Annotated in this window: 17 protein-coding genes; 15 read left to right on the forward strand and 2 right to left on the reverse strand. The window is 61.2% G+C overall.

Going from position 1 to position 18,188, the window contains the following annotated elements:
* Positions 1–61 precede the first annotated feature (61 nt).
* The 11 genes from chlG to KI787_13850 all read left to right on the forward strand — a co-directional run bounded on the left by chlG (position 62) and on the right by KI787_13850 (position 11,609).
* Positions 62–943 carry a chlorophyll synthase ChlG gene (chlG, locus tag KI787_13800; protein ID MBV6631024.1) on the forward strand — a complete coding sequence of 294 codons (882 nt, stop codon included), beginning with the start codon at positions 62–64 and terminating at the stop codon, positions 941–943.
* The gene (locus KI787_13805; protein MBV6631025.1) at positions 943–2,277 is read left to right on the forward strand and encodes a BCD family MFS transporter; all 1,335 of its coding nucleotides are present in this window, start codon (positions 943–945) and stop codon (positions 2,275–2,277) included. The genes chlG and KI787_13805 overlap by 1 nt, the downstream gene beginning before the upstream one ends.
* Before the next feature lie 38 nt (positions 2,278–2,315).
* On the forward strand, positions 2,316–3,506 hold the full coding sequence (locus tag KI787_13810; protein MBV6631026.1) for a geranylgeranyl diphosphate reductase: 1,191 nt from the start codon (positions 2,316–2,318) through the stop codon (positions 3,504–3,506).
* Positions 3,503–3,997 (forward strand): tryptophan-rich sensory protein, encoded by a 495-nt coding sequence (locus tag KI787_13815; GenBank protein MBV6631027.1) that lies wholly within the window; start codon positions 3,503–3,505, stop codon positions 3,995–3,997. Before KI787_13810 ends, KI787_13815 begins: the two co-directional genes overlap by 4 nt.
* A gap of 20 nt (positions 3,998–4,017) precedes the next feature.
* Positions 4,018–4,965: a 4-hydroxy-3-methylbut-2-enyl diphosphate reductase gene (ispH, locus tag KI787_13820; GenBank protein MBV6631028.1), complete on the forward strand. Its 948-nt coding sequence runs from the start codon at positions 4,018–4,020 to the stop codon at positions 4,963–4,965.
* 23 nt (positions 4,966–4,988) lie between these two features.
* The gene (gene bchI, locus KI787_13825; GenBank protein ID MBV6631029.1) at positions 4,989–5,996 is read left to right on the forward strand and encodes a magnesium chelatase ATPase subunit I; all 1,008 of its coding nucleotides are present in this window, start codon (positions 4,989–4,991) and stop codon (positions 5,994–5,996) included.
* On the forward strand, positions 5,996–7,786 hold the full coding sequence (locus KI787_13830) for a magnesium chelatase subunit D (protein MBV6631030.1): 1,791 nt from the start codon (positions 5,996–5,998) through the stop codon (positions 7,784–7,786). The genes bchI and KI787_13830 overlap by 1 nt, the downstream gene beginning before the upstream one ends.
* Positions 7,783–8,664 carry an alpha/beta fold hydrolase gene (locus KI787_13835; GenBank protein MBV6631031.1) on the forward strand — a complete coding sequence of 294 codons (882 nt, stop codon included), beginning with the start codon at positions 7,783–7,785 and terminating at the stop codon, positions 8,662–8,664. Before KI787_13830 ends, KI787_13835 begins: the two co-directional genes overlap by 4 nt.
* Complete coding sequence (locus KI787_13840) at positions 8,661–10,187, forward strand: phytoene desaturase (protein MBV6631032.1); 1,527 nt, start codon at positions 8,661–8,663, stop codon at positions 10,185–10,187. The genes KI787_13835 and KI787_13840 overlap by 4 nt, the downstream gene beginning before the upstream one ends.
* Positions 10,156–11,214, forward strand: a complete 1,059-nt coding sequence (locus tag KI787_13845; protein ID MBV6631033.1) for a phytoene/squalene synthase family protein — start codon at positions 10,156–10,158, stop codon at positions 11,212–11,214. The genes KI787_13840 and KI787_13845 overlap by 32 nt, the downstream gene beginning before the upstream one ends.
* A gap of 128 nt (positions 11,215–11,342) precedes the next feature.
* Complete coding sequence (locus tag KI787_13850; protein ID MBV6631034.1) at positions 11,343–11,609, forward strand: hypothetical protein; 267 nt, start codon at positions 11,343–11,345, stop codon at positions 11,607–11,609.
* Here KI787_13850 and KI787_13855 read toward each other — a convergent pair.
* A complete protein-coding gene (locus KI787_13855; GenBank protein MBV6631035.1) occupies positions 11,606–12,532 on the reverse strand; it encodes a carotenoid 1,2-hydratase in 927 nt (308 codons plus the stop codon). The two genes, KI787_13850 and KI787_13855, sit on opposite strands and share 4 nt — an antisense overlap.
* Positions 12,532–14,013 (reverse strand): phytoene desaturase, encoded by a 1,482-nt coding sequence (gene crtI / locus KI787_13860; GenBank protein MBV6631036.1) that lies wholly within the window; start codon positions 14,011–14,013, stop codon positions 12,532–12,534. Before crtI ends, KI787_13855 begins: the two co-directional genes overlap by 1 nt.
* A gap of 88 nt (positions 14,014–14,101) precedes the next feature.
* On the opposite strand from crtI, the gene KI787_13865 reads away from it, so the two are divergent.
* The 4 genes from KI787_13865 to KI787_13880 all read left to right on the forward strand — a co-directional run bounded on the left by KI787_13865 (position 14,102) and on the right by KI787_13880 (position 18,178).
* Positions 14,102–14,971, forward strand: a complete 870-nt coding sequence (locus tag KI787_13865; GenBank protein MBV6631037.1) for a polyprenyl synthetase family protein — start codon at positions 14,102–14,104, stop codon at positions 14,969–14,971.
* Positions 14,972–15,019: 48 nt separating this feature from the next.
* Positions 15,020–16,102, forward strand: coding sequence for a methyltransferase domain-containing protein (locus KI787_13870; protein MBV6631038.1), 1,083 nt, complete (start codon positions 15,020–15,022; stop codon positions 16,100–16,102).
* 127 nt (positions 16,103–16,229) lie between these two features.
* Positions 16,230–17,165, forward strand: coding sequence for a chlorophyll synthesis pathway protein BchC (gene bchC, locus KI787_13875; GenBank protein ID MBV6631039.1), 936 nt, complete (start codon positions 16,230–16,232; stop codon positions 17,163–17,165).
* On the forward strand, positions 17,162–18,178 hold the full coding sequence (locus tag KI787_13880) for a chlorophyllide a reductase iron protein subunit X (protein MBV6631040.1): 1,017 nt from the start codon (positions 17,162–17,164) through the stop codon (positions 18,176–18,178). The genes bchC and KI787_13880 overlap by 4 nt, the downstream gene beginning before the upstream one ends.
* Positions 18,179–18,188: the final 10 nt, after the last annotated feature.

Genomic DNA, 18,188 nt, shown 5'->3' on the forward strand with positions numbered 1-18,188 from the left:
GCCGAGTTGACGCTGGCGCACCCCAACACTAGCGTTTGCCCCAACCTACGGAGGCATGTTGATGTCCACACCATCGCCGCGAGCGATTCTTGAACTGTTCAAGCCCATTACCTGGTTTGCCCCCATGTGGGCCTTTGCTTGTGGGGCTGTGTCTGCGGCGCAGCCCATGGCGGGCCGTTGGGGCGAAGTGGCCGCAGGGGTGGTGCTGTCGGGTCCCTTGCTCGTGGCGACCAGCCAGGCCGTGAATGACTGGTATGACCGCCATGTGGATGCCATCAACGAGCCGCAACGGCCGATTCCTTCGGGGCGGATTCCCGGTCGTTGGGGGCTGTATATCGCCATTTTTTGGACGATGGTGTCGCTGCTCGTGGCCTGGGTTTTGGGGCCTTGGGTCTTTGGAGCAGCCTTGCTGGGCGTGGTTTTGGCCTGGATTTACAGCGCGCCGCCGCTGCGTTTGAAGCGCAATGGATGGTGGGGGAATGCCGCCGTGGGCTTGAGCTATGAAGGGCTGGCTTGGTTTGCTGGCGCCGCCGTCATGCTCAATGGCTTGCCACCGGCCCCGATCCTGCAACTCGCCTTGCTCTACAGCCTGGGCGCGCACGGCATCATGACGCTGAATGACTTCAAATCCGTCGAGGGCGATCTGCAAATGGGCTTGGCCTCACTGCCCGCACAGCTGGGTGTGGACCGGGCCGCCAGAGTGGCTTGCTGGGTGATGACTTTGCCCCAACTGGTCGTGATTGGGCTGCTGTTGCACTGGGGAACAGTGGGTTATGCAACTTTAGTCGTACTCCTACTTTTGGCCCAATGGGCGCTGATGTTGCGCTTATTGGAGCAACCGCGCGCGCGAGCGCCCTGGTATAACGCCACCGGAACCAGCCTCTATGTATGGGGCATGTTGGTGAGCGCATTGGCACTACGGAGTTTGGGAGGTGGAATCTGATGGGTGCATGGTTGAGCTGGCCAGGGATCTTGCGTTTGGGCTTGGTGCAGACCGCCTTGGGCGCCATTGTGGTGCTCACCACCTCAACCATGAATCGGGTCATCGTGGTGGAGTGGTCCTTGCCCGCAATGTTGCCTGGCGCTTTGGTGGGGCTGCATTACGCAGTACAGCTGCTGCGTCCGCGGTTTGGCTATGGCTCTGATGTTGCCGGACGGCGCACGCCCTGGGTTCTGGGCGGCATGGTGGTTTTGGCTTTGGGCGGTTTTCTGGCCGCGGTGGCCACGGCGTGGATGGGCACGCAGGTTGTTCCCGGCATTCTCCTTGCCACAGTGGCCTTTTTGCTCATTGGCGCGGGTGTGGGTGCGAGCGGAACCTCTTTATTGGCCTTGCTCGCGAAACGGGTCAGTCCGCAGCGGCGGGCCGCCGCTGCCGCTTTGGTCTGGCTGATGATGATTGTGGGCTTCATTGTGACGGCCGGTGTGGCCGGACATTTCCTGGATCCATTTTCGGCGCAGCGTCTGGTGATTGTTGCTGCGGTGGTTTGTGTGGGGGCGGTATTGCTCACCATTGTTGCCCTCTGGGGCATGGAAGCGGATATGGCGGGCACAGCACCTGCTGATTCGGCTCAACCCAGCGCAAGCGAAGCCGCGCGTCTGCCGTTCCGGCAGGCATTAAGACAGGTGTGGGAGGAGCCACAGGCGCGGCTGTTCACGGCCTTTGTGTTTGTGTCCATGCTGGCTTACAGCATGCAAGACCTCATTTTGGAGCCCTTCGCAGGCATTGTTTTTGGGCTCACTCCGGGGCAGTCCACGCAGCTGTCGGGCTTGCAGCACTCCGGCGTGTTGGCCGGCATGTTGGTGGTGGGTTTTTTCTGTTCGGTGATTGGTGGGCCCCGTTTGGGCTCGCTGCGCTTTTGGACCTTGAGTGGCTGCGTGCTGTCCGCGCTGGCCTTGGTCAATTTGGTCATGGCCGCGCTGACCGGCCCGCCCTGGCCGCTGCATGCCTCGGTCTTTTTGCTGGGGTTGGCCAATGGCGCCTTCGCCGTATCAGCGATTGGCTCGATGATGGATTTAGCCGGCCAAGGACAGGCCCAGCGTGAGGGCACGCGCATGGGTCTGTGGGGAGCAGCGCAGGCCATTGCCTTTGGCTTGGGTGGATTTTTAGGCACACTGGGGGTGGACGTAGTGCGCGCCTTGGTGGGCTCACCCGTCCCAGCGTATGCTGCAGTCTTCACGGCTCAGGCCGGCTTGTTCCTTTGGGCGATGCGCCTAATGGCCAGCCTGGGTCGTACGGGGGAAGGTGAGCGCGCGCCGAGCGCGGCGCTCAAGGTCTGATCGAGTCGTCCTTTTGCGGGCGGCAAGGGGACGTGACAATGCAAACTTTCGAAGCCGTCATCGTTGGCGGTGGGCCAGCCGGAGCTACAGCCGCCTGGGATCTGGCGCGTGCAGGGCGCAGCGTGCTGCTGCTCGACCGTGAGGGCCGGATTAAGCCCTGTGGTGGTGCCATACCGCCCAAAGCCTTGGAAGAGTTCGCGCTGCCCGAATCTCTGTTGAAGGCCAAGGTGCATTGTGCGCGTGTGATTTCCCCACGCAAACGTCGCGTGGATATGCCCATTAACGGCTTCGTGGGCATGGTCGACCGCGAAGACTTTGACGAATGGCTACGCGCTCGCGCTGCCGCATGTGGAGCCCAGCGCCGCCAGGGCCAGTTCCGCAAAGTGCGCAAAAGCGCAGATGGCACCGTTGTGGTGGAGTACGACCATAGTCTAAAAGGCGGTGGTGTAGAGCGAATCCAAGTGCGTACCCGCCTGCTCGTCGGCGCCGACGGAGCCCGTTCCGAAGTGGCGCGGCAAGCTCTGCCCGAGTCCAAGGACGTTCCTTTTGTGGCCGCCTATCACGAAATTGTGGAGTCACCCCAGGCTGCTGCCGGAGAGGCCTTCGATGGAGCCCGCTGCGATGTCTATTACCAGGGAGAAATCTCCCCAGATTTTTATGGCTGGGTGTTTCCTCATGGCAAGCAAACCAGCATTGGTGTGGGCACAGCGCATAAAGGGTTTTCCATGCGTCACGCCGTGGCCAGCCTGCGAGAACGCAGCGGCATGGCCGAGGCCAAGATTATTCGCCGGGAAGGCGCACCTATTCCTTTGCGCACGTTGAAGCGCTGGGATGATGGTCGCAACGTGATCCTGGCCGGCGACGCTGCCGGCTGCGTGGCGCCATCTTCTGGCGAGGGCATTTACTACGCCATGCTAAGTGGTCGGTTGGCTGCCGAAGCAGCGGCAAAAACCTTAGAAACCCGCGACGCCCGGCACTTGGCCAGCGCTCGCAAACGTTTTATGCGTGCCCATGGCCGGGTCTTTTGGGTGCTGGGCATCATGCAATGGTTTTGGTACTCCAGCGATCGTCGGCGTGAGCGCTTTGTGAGTATTTGTTCCGACCCCGATGTGCAGCACCTCACCTGGGAGGCTTATATGCACAAGCGCTTGGTGCGGGCGCGGCCAGCGGCGCACATGCGCATCTTCTTCAAAGACTTAGCGCACCTGCTGGGTCTGGTGCGTCCGTGACTGAAGGCGCAAAACATCGCCCCATTCTCGCGGCTCTAGGAGCCGCCGTCCTGGTGGCGGTACTCGGCGGCTTATCCACCGATATAGGGCCTTGGTATCAGCAACTGCAAAAGCCAAGCTGGCAGCCACCCGATTGGGTGTTTGGGCCGGTGTGGACGCTGCTGTATGCCTTGGCCGCTTTAGCTGGAGTCTGGGCCTGGCAGGCGGCCCACAGCGCGGCAGAGCGCGGCAATGTGTTGCTGCTGTTTAGCCAAAACGCGGCCTTGAATGTGCTCTGGAGTTTATTGTTTTTCCGCCTGCAGCGGCCGGATTGGGCGCTGGTGGAAGTGGGCGTGCTGTGGGCCTCTACCGGGCTTTTAGTTGTTGGTATTGCTCGTCTTCATCGAGCTGCCGGCGCTGTTTTAGTGCCCTATTGGGCCTGGGTCAGCTTCGCCGCTGTACTCAATTACGCCATCGTTGCGCGCAATGCACCTTTTGGGGCGGGACCGTGATGGTGCAGGAGAAGGCCATGATGCAAATTCGTTTGGCGAAGCCGCGCGGGTTTTGTGCGGGCGTAGACCGTGCTATTGCCATCGTGCAGCGGGCTTTGGAGCAACTACCAGGGCCGATTTATGTGCGTCATGAAGTGGTCCATAACCGCAGCGTAGTGGATGAACTGCGCCAGCAAGGGGCGATTTTTGTGGACGAAGTCAGCGATGTTCCGCCGGGCTCCACATGTATTTTTAGCGCGCATGGCGTCGCCCCCGAAGTGGTGGAGCAAGCCCGCTTACGCGGTTTGTTGGTGGTTGATGCGACCTGTCCTCTTGTGGCCAAGGTTCATCTGGAAGTGATCCGCTACGCCAAAGAGGGGCGTGATGTGCTCCTCATCGGGCACGCAGGTCATCCCGAAGTGCAGGGCACCATGGGACAGTTTGATACCAGCTACGGTGGCCGTATGCACCTGCTATCGACTGTAGAGCAGGCACATGCGCTGGAGCTGGACCCGCAGCGAGGCTTGGCTTATGTGACCCAAACCACACTGTCAGTCGACGACACCCAAGCCATCATCGCGGCGTTGCAGCTGCGCTATCCGCACATGGTCGGGCCGGCGCGAGACGATATTTGTTACGCCACGCAAAACCGCCAGGACGCAGTCCGCAGCCTGGCGCGTGAGTGTGACCTGGTTTTGGTGGTGGGCTCTGCGAACAGTTCTAACTCCAACCGCTTGTGTGAGTTGGCGCGCAGCCTGGGCGCACGAGCCCGGCTCATAGAAGGCGCTGGTGTCTTGAGTCTTCAAGATCTGCATGGTGCAAGCTGTATCGGGGTCACGGCAGGAGCCTCGGCCCCTGAGTCTCGGGTGCAAGAAGTGGTGAGCTGGTTGCGCCAGCAGGGTGCTCAGGCCCCGGTGGAGATGCCAGGTGTAGACGAGTCGGTGGTGTTTAGCCTGCCGCAAATCTTGCGCGGTTCCTATGCCGCCTGACTGTAGTTGAGGAGCCAGAGTCAATGAGTACTCCCTATCCCTTTTCCGCCATCGTCGCCCAAGACGGCATGACCCAAGCCTTGCTCATCGCGGCCGTGGAGCCGCGAATTGGCGGCGTTTTAATTTTGGGCGATCGCGGCACCGGAAAATCTACGGCCGTCCGCGGTTTGGCTGCGCTGCTGCCCAAGATGGCCATGGTCAAGGATTGCCGCTATCACTGTGATCCGGCGCGTCCCGTGCCGGACTGTCCCTCCTGTGGCGGGCAGGGTAAGCCGGTGAAGGCTGCGGTCCCCGTGGTCGACTTGCCTTTGGGCGCCAGCGAAGATCGCATTGTTGGCGCCTTGGATTTGGAGCAGGCCCTGGTCCATGGGCGCAAATCATTTGAGCCGGGTTTGCTGGCCAGTGCGCATCGAGGCTTTTTATACATCGATGAAGTCAATTTGCTGGAAGACCACTTGGTGGACCTGCTCTTGGATGTAGCGGCCTCGGGCGAGAATGTGGTGGAGCGTGAAGGTTTGAGCCTGCGTCACCCAGCCCGGTTTGTATTGGTGGGCAGCGGGAACCCCGAAGAGGGTGAGCTGCGCCCCCAACTCTTGGATCGCTTCGGCTTAGCCGTCGATGTGAGTACGCCTCAAGATGTGCAGCAGCGCATGCAGGTCATTCGCAGGCGGACCGAATTTGAAGATGACCCGGCGGCATTCCTGCGCCGCTGGCAGCGTCAGGAAGGCAAATTGCGTCGCAGCATCGTTAAAGCGCGCGAGTGTCTTGATGGGATCGCAGTACCCGATGCGGCATTGCAAAGAGCTGCTGAGCTCTGCATGGCTTTGGGCACGGATGGTTTGCGCGGTGAACTCACTCTCATTCGGGCAGCCCGCGCCATCGCCGCTTTGAATGCTGCCGAGTCTGTAGGGGATGCTCATCTGCAGCAGGCTGCGCCGCTGGCCTTGCGTCATCGCTTGCGCCGCGACCCCTTGGATGAGTCAGGCTCCGGGGCGCGTGTGCAACGGGCCTTAGATGAGGTCTTTGCCTGATGCAGGCTGCCCCTCCGCGACCACCGGCACAGGCGGCGGAGATTGCCGCAGCGGTGCTGGCCGTGGATGGTCCGGGTACCGGATTATTGCTCTTGGCGCGTGCCGGTCCAGCGCGGGAGGCTTGGCAGGCCAGCCTGCAGGAAAAGCTCTCGCAGCCGCTGCGCCGCGTGCCTTTACGCGCCTGTGCTGAACGCCTTTACGGTGGGCTGGATTTGGCCGCGACTCTTGCGGCCGGCCGCCTATGCTGGCAGCCCGGTTTGCTCCAAGAGTCTGCCGGGCTGACCCTGCTTTTACCCATGGCAGAGCGCTGGAGCGCAGCCGAAGCCGGTCGTTTAGTACAAGAGCGTGATGCACTTGCTCAGCCGCCAGCAATGGTGGCGTATGACGAGCAACTGGAGGATGAAGACAGCACGGTTGCTAGCGCGCTCGCTGAGCGGCTAGCCATGCATCTGGAACTGCCGGAGCTAGGCTTGGCCGGGCAGTGGGTGGAGCCGGAGTTCAGCGCCATAGACATTGCCCATGCCAAGCAAAGGCTGGCGCAGGTCCGCACACCGCCGGCAGTGATGGAGGCGGTCGCGGCCTTGACGGCGGCCCTGGGCGTGGAGTCGTTGCGAGCTGCGATGCACACCGTCAAAGTCGCTCGGGCCCTGGCAGCGCTGCGTGATCACGCGCAAATAGAACAAGACGACTTGGATTGGGCGGTACAGCATGTGCTGGTGCCGCGGGCAACCCACATGCCCAGTGCGTCAGATGAGGAAGAGTCGGTGCCAGAGCAGAGCTCCGCATCAGATCAGCCTGCTGATCCGTCGGAGAGTTCGCCAGCGGATGATCTCTCTCAGACGCCACCTTCTGATGCCATGCCCGAGTATGAACAGGCCGCTGATGACGCCCCTGCCCAGGCCGAAGCGCAGGCCATGATTGCGGCAACGCGGGCACAGTTACCGCCTGGGCTCTTAGCCAAATGGCAGATTCGCCAGCGTAGCCGGCAGCTTAGCCATGGCCGTGCTGGAGCCAAGAGCCGCAGTCGCCAACGGGGGCGAGCTATTGCTGTGGTGCCTGGTCAGCCGGATGGACATAACCGCTTGGATGTCCTGGCCACCCTGCGCGCAGCTGCGCCTTGGCAAAAGCTTCGCGGGGGCGTGCCACGGGCAGCGGTGCAGCCTGGTCAGCAAGCTCGCGTGCGCCTGGACATTCGGCGCACAGATTTTCGCCTCAGGCGATACGAGCAAAAAACCGAAACCTGCACCATTTTCCTCGTGGACGCCTCTGGCTCGGCGGCCTTGCATCGCCTGGCTGAGGCCAAAGGGGCAGTGGAGTTATTGCTGGCCGATTGCTATGTACGGCGCGACCATGTGGCAGTGATCGTATTTCGCGGCTACCAAGCCGAGGTTTTACTGCCGCCCACGCGCTCTTTGGTGCGAGCCAAGCGCGCTTTGGCAGCGGCTCCTGGTGGTGGTGGCACCCCTTTGGCGAGTGCCCTGGACTTGGGGTTGAATTTGGCCGGGGATGTGCAAAGACGCGGGCAGTCACCCCTACTGGTGGTCATGAGCGATGGTCGGGCCAATGTGACACGCGCAGGCCAAGGCGGGCGTCAACAAGCCCAGCAGGAGGCGCTGGCCGCCGCGCGAAATATCGCTCGGGCGCGTACCCCAAGCTTGTATATCGACACCGCGCCTTATGCCCAGGCTGCTGGGCGTGAGTTGGCAGCGGCAATGGCGGCCCGCTACCTGGCACTTCCGCAGGCTCAATCCCAGGCAGTGAGCGCGGCCGTACGGGAGCAGGTGGCTTGAAGTCAGCATTGAATTGGCGCCGCGATGGCCAGCATTGGCCGCATGCTGAGCACTCTCGCTTCATACAGGCTGGAGGGCTACGCTGGCACGTGCAGCGCATGGGACGTGGGTTGCCAGTGTTGCTGTTACATGGCACCGGGGCGTCCACCCATAGCTGGCGCGGCGTGTTGCCACTATTGGCCAACCAGGTGGAGGTTTTTGCGCCCGATTTGCCGGGGCATGCCTTTACTGAGCGTCCGGCCGGGCGTGGCATGAGCTTGTCCGGCATGGCTCAGGCCGTGCAAAGCCTGCTCAATGAAACGGGCTTTGCGCCGCGCGTGATTATCGGTCACTCCGCCGGTGCAGCCATCGCCGCACAGATGCTCCTGCAGGCGCCTGGGGCGACCCGGCATCTGGTCAGTTTGAATGGTGCCTTTATGCCCTTCGAAGGTTTGGCCGGTCATATTTTTCCCACGCTGGCCAAGCTCTTATTTTTAAATCCCATCGTGCCGCGTACCCTGTCTTGGGGCGGAGCGGATACTGAGCGGGTGATTCATTTGTTACGCAGCACAGGGTCGGAAATCGACCCCGAGGGCGTGGCCCTCTACTCTCAGCTACTGCGGAGCCCGGCCCATGTGGGAGCGGTGCTAGCCATGCTTGCGCGTTGGAATTTGGAGGATTTGTGGCGGGATTTGCCGCAGTTGCAGTGTGCGCTGACGCTGGTGGTGGGCATGCAAGACAAGGCCGTACCACCGCAGCAGGCCTATAGTTTGGCGGCCCGCTGCCCGCAGGCTGAGGTTGTGGAGATGCCCGGTCTAGGGCATTTGGCCCACGAAGAATCGCCCAGCCTTGTTATAGATCGCTTGCGTCCGGCATTGCAGGAATTGGAAGTCGCATGAGAGCAGACCCAGGATCGGGCCAGGGCCATCAACGCCATGCCGTGGTGATTGGAAGTGGTTTTGGTGGGCTGGCCGCAGCGGTTCGCCTTGGCGCCCGTGGCTACGCGGTTACCGTGCTAGAAGCCTTGGATGCACCAGGTGGGCGCGCTTATGTGTACCGCCAGGACGGCTTTACCTTTGACGCCGGGCCCACCATCGTGACCGCGCCCTTCTTATTCGAAGAGCTTTGGGAACTGGCCGGCAAGCGTCTGGCCGATGATGTGGAGCTGGTGCCCTGCGATCCCTTCTACCGGATTCGTTTTGCCGATGGCTCCAGCTTTGACTACAACGGCGACCCCGAGCAGATGCGATCGCGCATCCGTGATTTCGCGCCGGGCGATGAGCAAGGTTATGAGCGTTTCATGGCCTTTAGTGAACGGATTTTCCAGGTCGGCTTTGAGCAATTAGGTCATGTGCCTTTTCATCGTTTTGGGCAAATGCTCAAGGTGGCGCCAGACCTCATTCGCCTGCGCAGTTATCAAAGCGTCTACAGCCTGGTCTCCAGCTTCGTGCGCGACGAGCGCCTGCGGATTATCCTGAGTTTCCACCCCTTGTTGGTCGGTGGGCACCCTTTTCATACCACCTCGGTGTACGCCCTGATTTCTGCGCTCGAGCGGCGCTGGGGGGTGCATTTCGCCATGGGTGGGACGAATCAATTAGTGACTGGCTTGGTCAAGCTGATCGAAGGCCAGGGCAACCGCGTTCGCTGCCAGGCACCGGTGCAGCGCATTTTGATTGAGCAGGGGCGCGCCGCTGGCGTACAGCTGGAATCGGGCGAGCAGATTCCGGCCGATGTGGTGGTGTCCAATGCCGATGCGGCCACCACTTATCAGAAGTTGCTTGGTGATCATCCGCGGCGGCGCTGGACAGACCGCAAGCTGGCCCGGTCGCGCTCATCCATGAGTTTATTTGTGTGGTACTTCGGCACGCGTAAGACCTACCCCGATGTGCCTCATCACATGATTCTGCTTGGGCCACGCTATCGCGGATTGCTGGACGACATTTTCCGCAAACAGGTCTTGTCCGATGATTTCAGCTTGTACTTGCATCGGCCCACGGCGACGGATCCCAGTTTGGCGCCCTCAGGCTGTGACAGCTTTTATGTGCTCTCACCGGTGCCGCACCTCGAGGACGGTACCGATTGGGAACAAATGGCCGAACCCTATCGCCAGCGCATCGAAGCCTTCCTGGCAGGTTCCTTCCTGCCGCAGCTTGGTGAGCACATTGTGAGCTCGCGCATGCTCACACCACAGGATTTCGCAGATCGGCTGCGCTCCTATCGCGGAGCCGCCTTCGCAATGGAACCCAACTTGCTACAAAGTGCATGGTTCCGGCCGCATAACCGCAGTGAGGAACTGCCTGGATTGTATTTGGTGGGTGCGGGCACTCACCCCGGCGCTGGTCTGCCTGGCGTTTTGTCTTCTGCTCGCGTACTGGATCAGCTCATACCTCATGCACAAAGTCTTTACGCTTCCGCTGGCTGATGCCGACGAATGCCGCGCCGTTCTGCGCGCCGGCTCCCGCAGTTTCGACTGGGCTTCGGTGTTGTTACCGCGGCGAGTTCGACGCCCAGCAACGGCTCTGTATGCCTTTTGCCGGGTGGCCGATGACGCCATCGACGGCGAGCAGCAAGCCTTGCCGGCACTGCGTGATTTACGCCGCCGGGTGGACTGCATGTACGCCGGGCGGCCGGCCGCCAACCCCATCGACCGAGAGCTCGCCAGAGTGGTGCGCGAATACGACCTCCCGCGGGTGTTGCTGGATGCCATGCTCGAAGGCTTTGCCTGGGATGTGCAACAACGCAGCTATGCTGACCTGCGAGAGGTGCATGCTTATTCGGCGCGTGTAGCCGGCTCGGTGGGTGCCATGATGGCTGTGTTCATGGGGGCGCGGAGTTACCCGCAGCTGGCTCGCGCTTGTGACCTCGGGGTGGCCATGCAGCTGACCAACATCGCGCGCGATGTGGGAACCGACGCACGTGCTGGTCGGCTCTACCTGCCACACAACTGGTTGGCGCAGGCTGGTATTGATGCCCAGCAATTTCTGCAAAATCCGCAGTTCACCCCCGCCCTGCAACCTGTGGTGCAGCGGTTATTGCGGGCGGCCGAGCGGCTGTATAAGCGGGCTGATGCGGGTATTGCGAGCTTGCCGCTGGACTGCCGCCCTGGGATTTATGCGGCCAGACTGATCTACTCACGCATCGGTACCGCCTTATTGGCAGCCGATTGCGATTCCGTCAGCCAGCGTACGGTGGTGTCACCTCTGGCGAAGGCTGTATTGGTCGGTCGGAGTTGGTTGCCGATGAACCACTGCCCCGAAGACTTCACTCAGCCACCGCTGGATGCGAATCGCTTCTTGGTCTGCGCCGGCGCGGATACTCAGGCAGATCATGTACCAGAGTTGCCCCCAGCCTGGTGGCAGTGGAGTGCGCAGCTCGTCCGCGTATTGGGCTTGTTCGAGCGCTTGGAGCGCCGGGAGCGAGAGAGCTTAAGCGACCAGCGCGCTGTGTAAGTCATGGGTGAGCATTTAGCACTGGTGGAAATGCTGCTGGTCTTTGTACTGACCTTTGGCTGGGGGCTGTATGAACTGTGGAGCCTACGACGGGAGAAGCGTAAGCGCGACCACAACGCCGACTCCCAGTGATCAGCCTTTTCCAATACGGCTGGTTGACCGGCTTGGCCTTGGTTGTGATCGCCGTCGATATGGTGATGTGCGCCTGGCGCCATCGCCGCGCAGGGAGCAGCTGGGCATTATGGTTGCCGCATCGCGTGGCGGGCGCGGCTTTATTGCTGAGTGTGCACCTGAGCCTGCCCACCACATACCCCACTTGGGGTTTGATCTTGCTGAGTGTGGCCGGCCTGGCGCACCTGGCCGATAGCTGGGCGCAGCGCAGCAGCGCGACTTAAGCCCGGCGTGGCATCCGAAATGGCAGCATCAGCTGCACCAATGGGTGTGCAAAACGATCCAGGTCCAAACTTTCATGCACGCCTTCGAGCACTTGACCGTCCAACTGGCAGCGCACATGAGAGCGCGTGTAAAAGGGCGCATCCTCCATGGCCTTGAGCAGCTGCGGAGTAGGTTCACTAAGAATGGGGCGCTCGACGCCCCAAAAGCCACGGCCTAAGTGCTGTTCCGGGGCCCTGCTGTGGAGTTGCTGCAAACCCTGCGGGCCGATATGTAAATCCAAACTCTGTGCAGCGCTGCGGCGAGGGTGAGCGGCGTACACGATCCTGCACCCATCGCCTTGATGAAAACGGCTCCAGTGCCAGCGTCTAAAGCCTTGTTCTAGAGCCTCGCTACCGCGGTTATGGTCGGCGTAGGCGCGGCCAGTCCACTGCAGCTGAGGCTGCTGAAGTGTGACGCGAACTCTGGCGTTAGCGCCCCAGGGCTGCCATAGGTGCCGCGCTTCGGCGTCTAGGGCCAGAGCCTCATCCAGGCCGGAATGCACCTCCAACTGCACTTGCCCCCGCACTCGGCGGGGCAGGGGAGCACAGACTTCATCGAGCTCCAGGCGCAGACCCTTGGGGCTACGCTGTATACAACTGGGACCAATACGCCAGGTCTGCGGCTCGACTTTGCTAGATCCGCGCTCGGTCATCGCCCAGCGGCCGCCGGGCCCATAAAGGGCGATGTTGAGCGCGCAGTGCTGCATGGCTGGGGTCGGTCCACGGCGGCGGCGCCAAGCGTAGTAAGGGGAGAACACACTGCCGATGAAGGCAATGATGGTTAGGCCATAGCGACCGCAGTCCGATAAGGCATCGATATACCACCAGGCATAGCCGTTATCGGGAACGGCGCGGGTCCAGTCCGGGGCCGCAGGCGTGTTCATTAGCAACTCTGGTTAAGGTCGGCGTCGACGGCCTGGGCGGCAAATTGGCCAGACAGGGCGACCATCGGTAAGCCCGGGCCGGGGTGCACCCCGCCCCCGCATAAATACAGTCCCGGAATACGACTGCGCGCGCTGGGCCGACTAAAACTGCTACGCCAGCCATGCATGGGCGGGCCATAAACTGCGCCGCGCGAGGCAGGGAAGCGCTTGGCATAGTCCTGGGGTGACCACGCCTCCATGGCCTCAATATGAATGTGCAAGCCGCAGCTGCCTAAGCGCTCACACACACGCTCGAGGCCGAGTTCCAGATCGGGAGCGCTGCCTGCAGGGGCATTGCTGAGCAAAAGCATGGACTCTGTTCTGGCCTGTGTAGCCGAGTCTGCGGGCTCCTGATCATTGCGCTGCTGCGCACATAGATAAACGGTGGGGTTATCAGGCAGGCACTGCTGCGAAAATATCTGCTCAAACTCGCGCTGATAGTCCGCGCCGAAAAACACATTATGGTGGGCCAAGGTTTGTCCGTGTATCCGCGCTCGCAGCGCCCAGGTGAGGGCGGCTAACGCCGGACCTTTGGGCGCCGTGCAGGCGGCTTGAGCCACCTCGCCCAGTAGGCCTTGCTCTAGTGCCGCGAGCTCACCGTTGTAAATCACGGCTTGAACGTGGAGGCTGGGTTCGTCTTGACGCTCTAGGGTCCAGTGTCCGGCCGCACCATGGATGGCAGTGACCGGCGAATTTGGCAGCAGCTCAGCCTGATGTTGCTTGGCTAGCGCAGCAAGGGCCTGAGCCAGAGCCGGCATACCGCCTTGGAGCCGCCACACTCCGCATTCTTCGACATGGCTGATCAGCGCCAAGGCCGCCGTTGCTTGGAAGGGGTTGCTGCCGGCATAGGTCGCATAGCGACCGAAGAGTTGGCGCAGCCTAGGGTCAGCGAAGAAATCACTGAGCACGCTCCAGTAGCGATGCATGGGTCGACTGCGCCACAGGCGTGCCAGCCCGCCAAGGCCATCCTGTAGGCCTAAGCGCATGGGGTGAGGTTGGGCGGTTTCTAGGAACCCTCGCCGCATGCTTTGGTACACCATCTGCGTATGGGCGGCGAAATCCACATAGGCTTTGGCCTCCCGGCGGCCGGCAAATGCCGCGATGGCTGCGGTATTGCGGTCCCGGTCTGGGTAGAGATCCAAAGGGCTGCCGGCATCCCAAAAATGGCGCGCAATGCGCAAACAGGGCTGGGGTTGGCATATGCGACTAAAGTCGGAGCCTGCCGCTGAGAAGATCTGGTCGAAGATCCAGCGCATGGTGAGCACGGTGGGGCCCATCGCGATGCGGTGGCCCTGGACCTCCCGATAATGGGCTTTTCCGCCAAGTTTTGGCGCTGCTTCCAGCACCGTGACCCGATATCCACGACGCGCAAGTTCCAGGCTGGCCACCAAACCACCAATGCCGGCACCGATCACCGCAACATGGGGGCGGGTCTGTCGCATCTTGCGTTGACTCCTCACTGAGACCGCACCTACTGTAAACCCTGCAGCCCAGTGCATTCGCAATGGGGGGTTAAATCGGGGAAAAGTCATGGATGTGGAATCACGAATTGAATGTGCGCTGATGAGCGCTCTGGTGAGTAGTCGTGAGCCAAGTTGCCCGCCCCGACTGGCCGATGCCGTGCAGCATGCGGTCTTCCCCGGCGGGGCACGTATACGCCCCAAGTTATGTTTGGCCGTGGCCGCCTCGTGTGGGGCCAACCCATCGCCAGCTCTGGATGCCGTCGCGGCGTCCTTAGAGTTATTGCATTGCGCCTCCTTGGTGCATGACGACCTCCCCTGTTTTGATAACGCCGACTTACGCCGCGGACGCGACTCGGTCCATAAGGCCTTCGGTGAAAGGCTGGCCGTGTTGGCGGGCGATGCCCTGATTGTGACGGCGTTTTCCAGTTTGGCCGAAGCGGGGCTACCCGCTGAGCGCCTCCCCATGGTGCTCGCCACGGTGGGCATGGCTGTGGGCATGCCCGCAGGCATCGTCGCGGGGCAGGCCTGGGAATGCGAGGACCAACTCGATCTGCAGGCTTACCAGCAGGCTAAAACCGGCGCGTTGTTTGCGGCGGCATGCATGGCGGGTGCAGCCGCAGCTGGGCATGCGCAGCCTCGGTCTTGGGCCAAGGTGGGCGAATGCGTGGGCGAGGCGTATCAAGTCTTTGATGATTTGCGCGACGTACAAGGGCAGGTCGCTGCGATTGGCAAGCCCGTAGGTCAGGACCAGGCCCTAGGGCGTCCTAATGTGGTTCTTCGCCGCGGTGTGGCTGGGGCCCGCCTGTATATTGAAGAGCTGATGCAGCAGGCGGTCAGCAGTATTCCCGAGTGCGTGGGTAAGCAGGCGCTAGGCCTATTAATCCGCCATGAAGTGCAAAAACTGCTGCCCAACAAAGACGCTTTGCATGCAGCTTGATGCATGGGGCTAAGCCGGCCGCAATGTTGCTTCGCTAGTCCTTAGGCCATGTCTTGGCTGGTGCGGCTGCGCCACTGGCGCAATTCCATATTGTTGCAGTCCAGCTTTGTACGGCGCTCGATGTACTGGCCCATCCTGCGCTGGGTGGCGCGCCGGAAGACCCGGCAAATGTTTTCACTGGTGGCAGGCTTTGTTCACTCACAGACGCTGTGGGTCTGCCTGAAAACCGGCGTTTTGGAGCAATTGCGGCAGGGTGAATGTAGCCTGCAGGCTCTGGCCGACCATTGCGGCCTGGACCAGCAAACATTAGTCCCATGGTTGGAGTCCGCTTGTGGTTTGCAACTGATCGAGTGCACATCCAGTGGTCGGTACATGTTGGGGCCCCAGGGTGCGGCCTTGCTCGCACAACCAGGCGTGCAGGCCATGGTGGAACACCACTCCGCCTTATACGCAGATTTAGCCGACCCGCTGGCCTTACGTGCTGGTGCCGCTGGCCGTACCGAGCTGTCGAGCTATTGGGGCTACGCACGCGGTGGTGGAGACCCAGAGTCGGTGAATGCGCGCAAGTATTCCTCCTTAATGGCGCAATCTCAGCAACTGCTCGCCGATCAGATTATTCAGGCATTCGACTTTAGTCGATACCAATCCTGGATAGATGTGGGCGGTGGGCATGGCGCCTTGGCGATGGCTGTCCATCAGCGGCACCCCACACTGAGAATCCGCGTGCTTGATTTGCCCACTGTCGCGGCCACGGCACCCAAGTTTGGCGCGGTGCAATGGCAGGCTGTGGACATGTTTGTTGACCCTTGGCCTCGGGGCGCCGATCTGATCAGTTTGGTGCGTGTGGTTCACGACCATGATCAGCCTGCCGTGGAAACCCTTATGCAACAGGCCTTTGCCGCACTGCCATCCGGTGGAACATTGCTGCTTGCCGAGCCTATGTTGCGAGATCGTGGTGCGGATCCGGTGGGCGCTTATTTTCAGGTGTACTTGTTAGCCATGGGCCAAGGGCGCCTAAGGACAAAGTCGCAGTTACAGCAGCTGCTTGAGGCGGCGGGATTTGTTGCAGTGCAGCGTCTTAGCACCGCTATTCCCGACCTGGTTCAAGTGCTGGTTGCACGCAAACCTTAAGGCTTGACAGGGCCACCAATCGGCGTAGTGTCGATGGCGGGGGGAAGTCTGACTTTCAGAGTTCCTAGACAATTTAGACGTCGTGGTCTCGATCACGGAGTCCTCAGACAAGTGGGGCGCGGGTCTAATGCAGACACTCGCGATTGTGCTGAGGGAGCCAGGCCAGCTGGGCGTAGCCGAGTTGGATCTGGTTCCTCCAGGTCAACAGGATGTCGTCGTCGACATCCAATGGAGTGGTATATCCACAGGAACCGAGCGTTTGCTCTGGTCCGGTGAAATGCCTCCATTCCCAGGTATGGGTTATCCCCTGGTTCCAGGTTATGAGTCCGTCGGCCACGTGCAGTGGGCGGGGGAAAACTCGGGCCGCACCGTTGGTGACATGGTCTTTGTGCCCGGCGCCAACTGTTATCAAGGTGCCCGCGGCTTGTTTGGTGGTGCTAGCGCCCGTGTGGTGGTACCTGGTGAACGCGTTATTCCGATCCCCAGCTCGCTCAGCGAAGAGGGTGTGCTGCTGGCCCTAACCGCCACCGCTTATCACGCTTTAGCGGCCGGGCCACTGCCGGAATTGATCGTTGGGCATGGGGTGCTGGGCCGCCTGATGGCCCGCTTATGCGTGGCACTGAATGGAACGCCGCCGACGGTCTGGGAAACCCAAACCGGGCGTCAGGCCGGCGCGCAGGGCTATACCGTTTGCCACCCCGATGAGGATGACCGCAAAGATTACGCCGTGATCTGCGATGCCAGTGGCGACGGCGGCCTACTCGATACTTTGATCTCGCGCCTTGGACACGGCGGCGAGATTGTCTTGGCGGGCTTTTATCACGCACCGCTGAGCTTTTCTTTCCCGCCTGCCTTCCTGCGTGAAGCGCGCCTGCGCGTAGCTGCGGAATGGCGGCCGGAAGACCTCAAGGCGGTCAGTCAATTGATTGCCGCAGAGCAATTGTCGCTGCATGGCCTGATCAGTCATCGGCAACCCGCGGGGCAGGCCCCCGCCGCTTACGAACAGGCCTTCGGTGATCCGGCCTGTTTGAAGATGATTCTGGACTGGAGACAACACCCATGAGTAATGCTGCGCAAGACGTAGGGGCTGTGCCCCTGGCTAGCCTGCAACGCCAATTACGTGCCGAGGCTCAGCGAGAGCCCGACGCCGTACCCACCGGAGAGCCCACCAAGGCCACCCAAATTATCGCCATCTACGGTAAGGGCGGTATTGGGAAAAGCTTCACCCTGGCCAACCTCAGCTACATGATGGCGCAGCAGGGCAAAAAGGTGCTGCTGATTGGCTGTGATCCCAAGAGTGATACCACCTCCTTGCTCTTTGGTGGACGGGCCTGCCCGACCATCATCGAAACCGCTTCGCGCAAAAAAGAAGCCGGTGACGAAGTGGCCATCGGCGACGTCTGCTTCAAGCGTGACGGCGTTTTTGCCATGGAGCTAGGAGGTCCTGAGGTCGGTCGTGGCTGTGGCGGGCGCGGCATTATCCATGGCTTCGAAACCCTGGAAAAACTCGGTTTTCATGAATGGGACTTTGATTACGTTCTGCTCGACTTTTTAGGCGACGTGGTCTGCGGTGGTTTCGGCCTGCCGATTGCGCGTGATATGTGTCAGAAGGTCATCGTTGTTGGCTCCAACGACCTGCAAAGCCTGTATGTAGCCAACAACGTCTGCTCTGCGGTGGAGTACTTCCGCAAGCTTGGCGGCAATGTGGGCGTGGCCGGCATCGTGATCAACAAGGACGATGGCACCGGCGAGGCTCAGGCTTTTGCCGAGCAGGTGGGTATTCCGGTGTTGGCCGCTATCCCCGCCGATAACGACATCCGGCAAAAAAGCGCCAACTATGAAATCGTCGGCAAGCCCGGCAGCGAATGGGCCGGACTCTTTGAAGAACTGGGTGTGAATGTGGCCGAGGCCCCACCCCAGCAGCCGCGAACCTTAAGCCAGGATGAGTTGCTAGGGCTGTTTAAGGGTGAGGCTGTAGGTCGCGACTTCGTCTTGGAGCCTGCAACCTCTGAAGACCTCTGCGGGAAGTCGGTGATCGACAAGCCCAGCCTGGAAGTCGTCTACGACGACGTTTGAGCTAGGCCTG

It is taken from the genome of Oceanococcus sp. HetDA_MAG_MS8, assembly GCA_019192445.1.
Classification (GTDB): domain Bacteria; phylum Pseudomonadota; class Gammaproteobacteria; order Nevskiales; family Oceanococcaceae; genus MS8.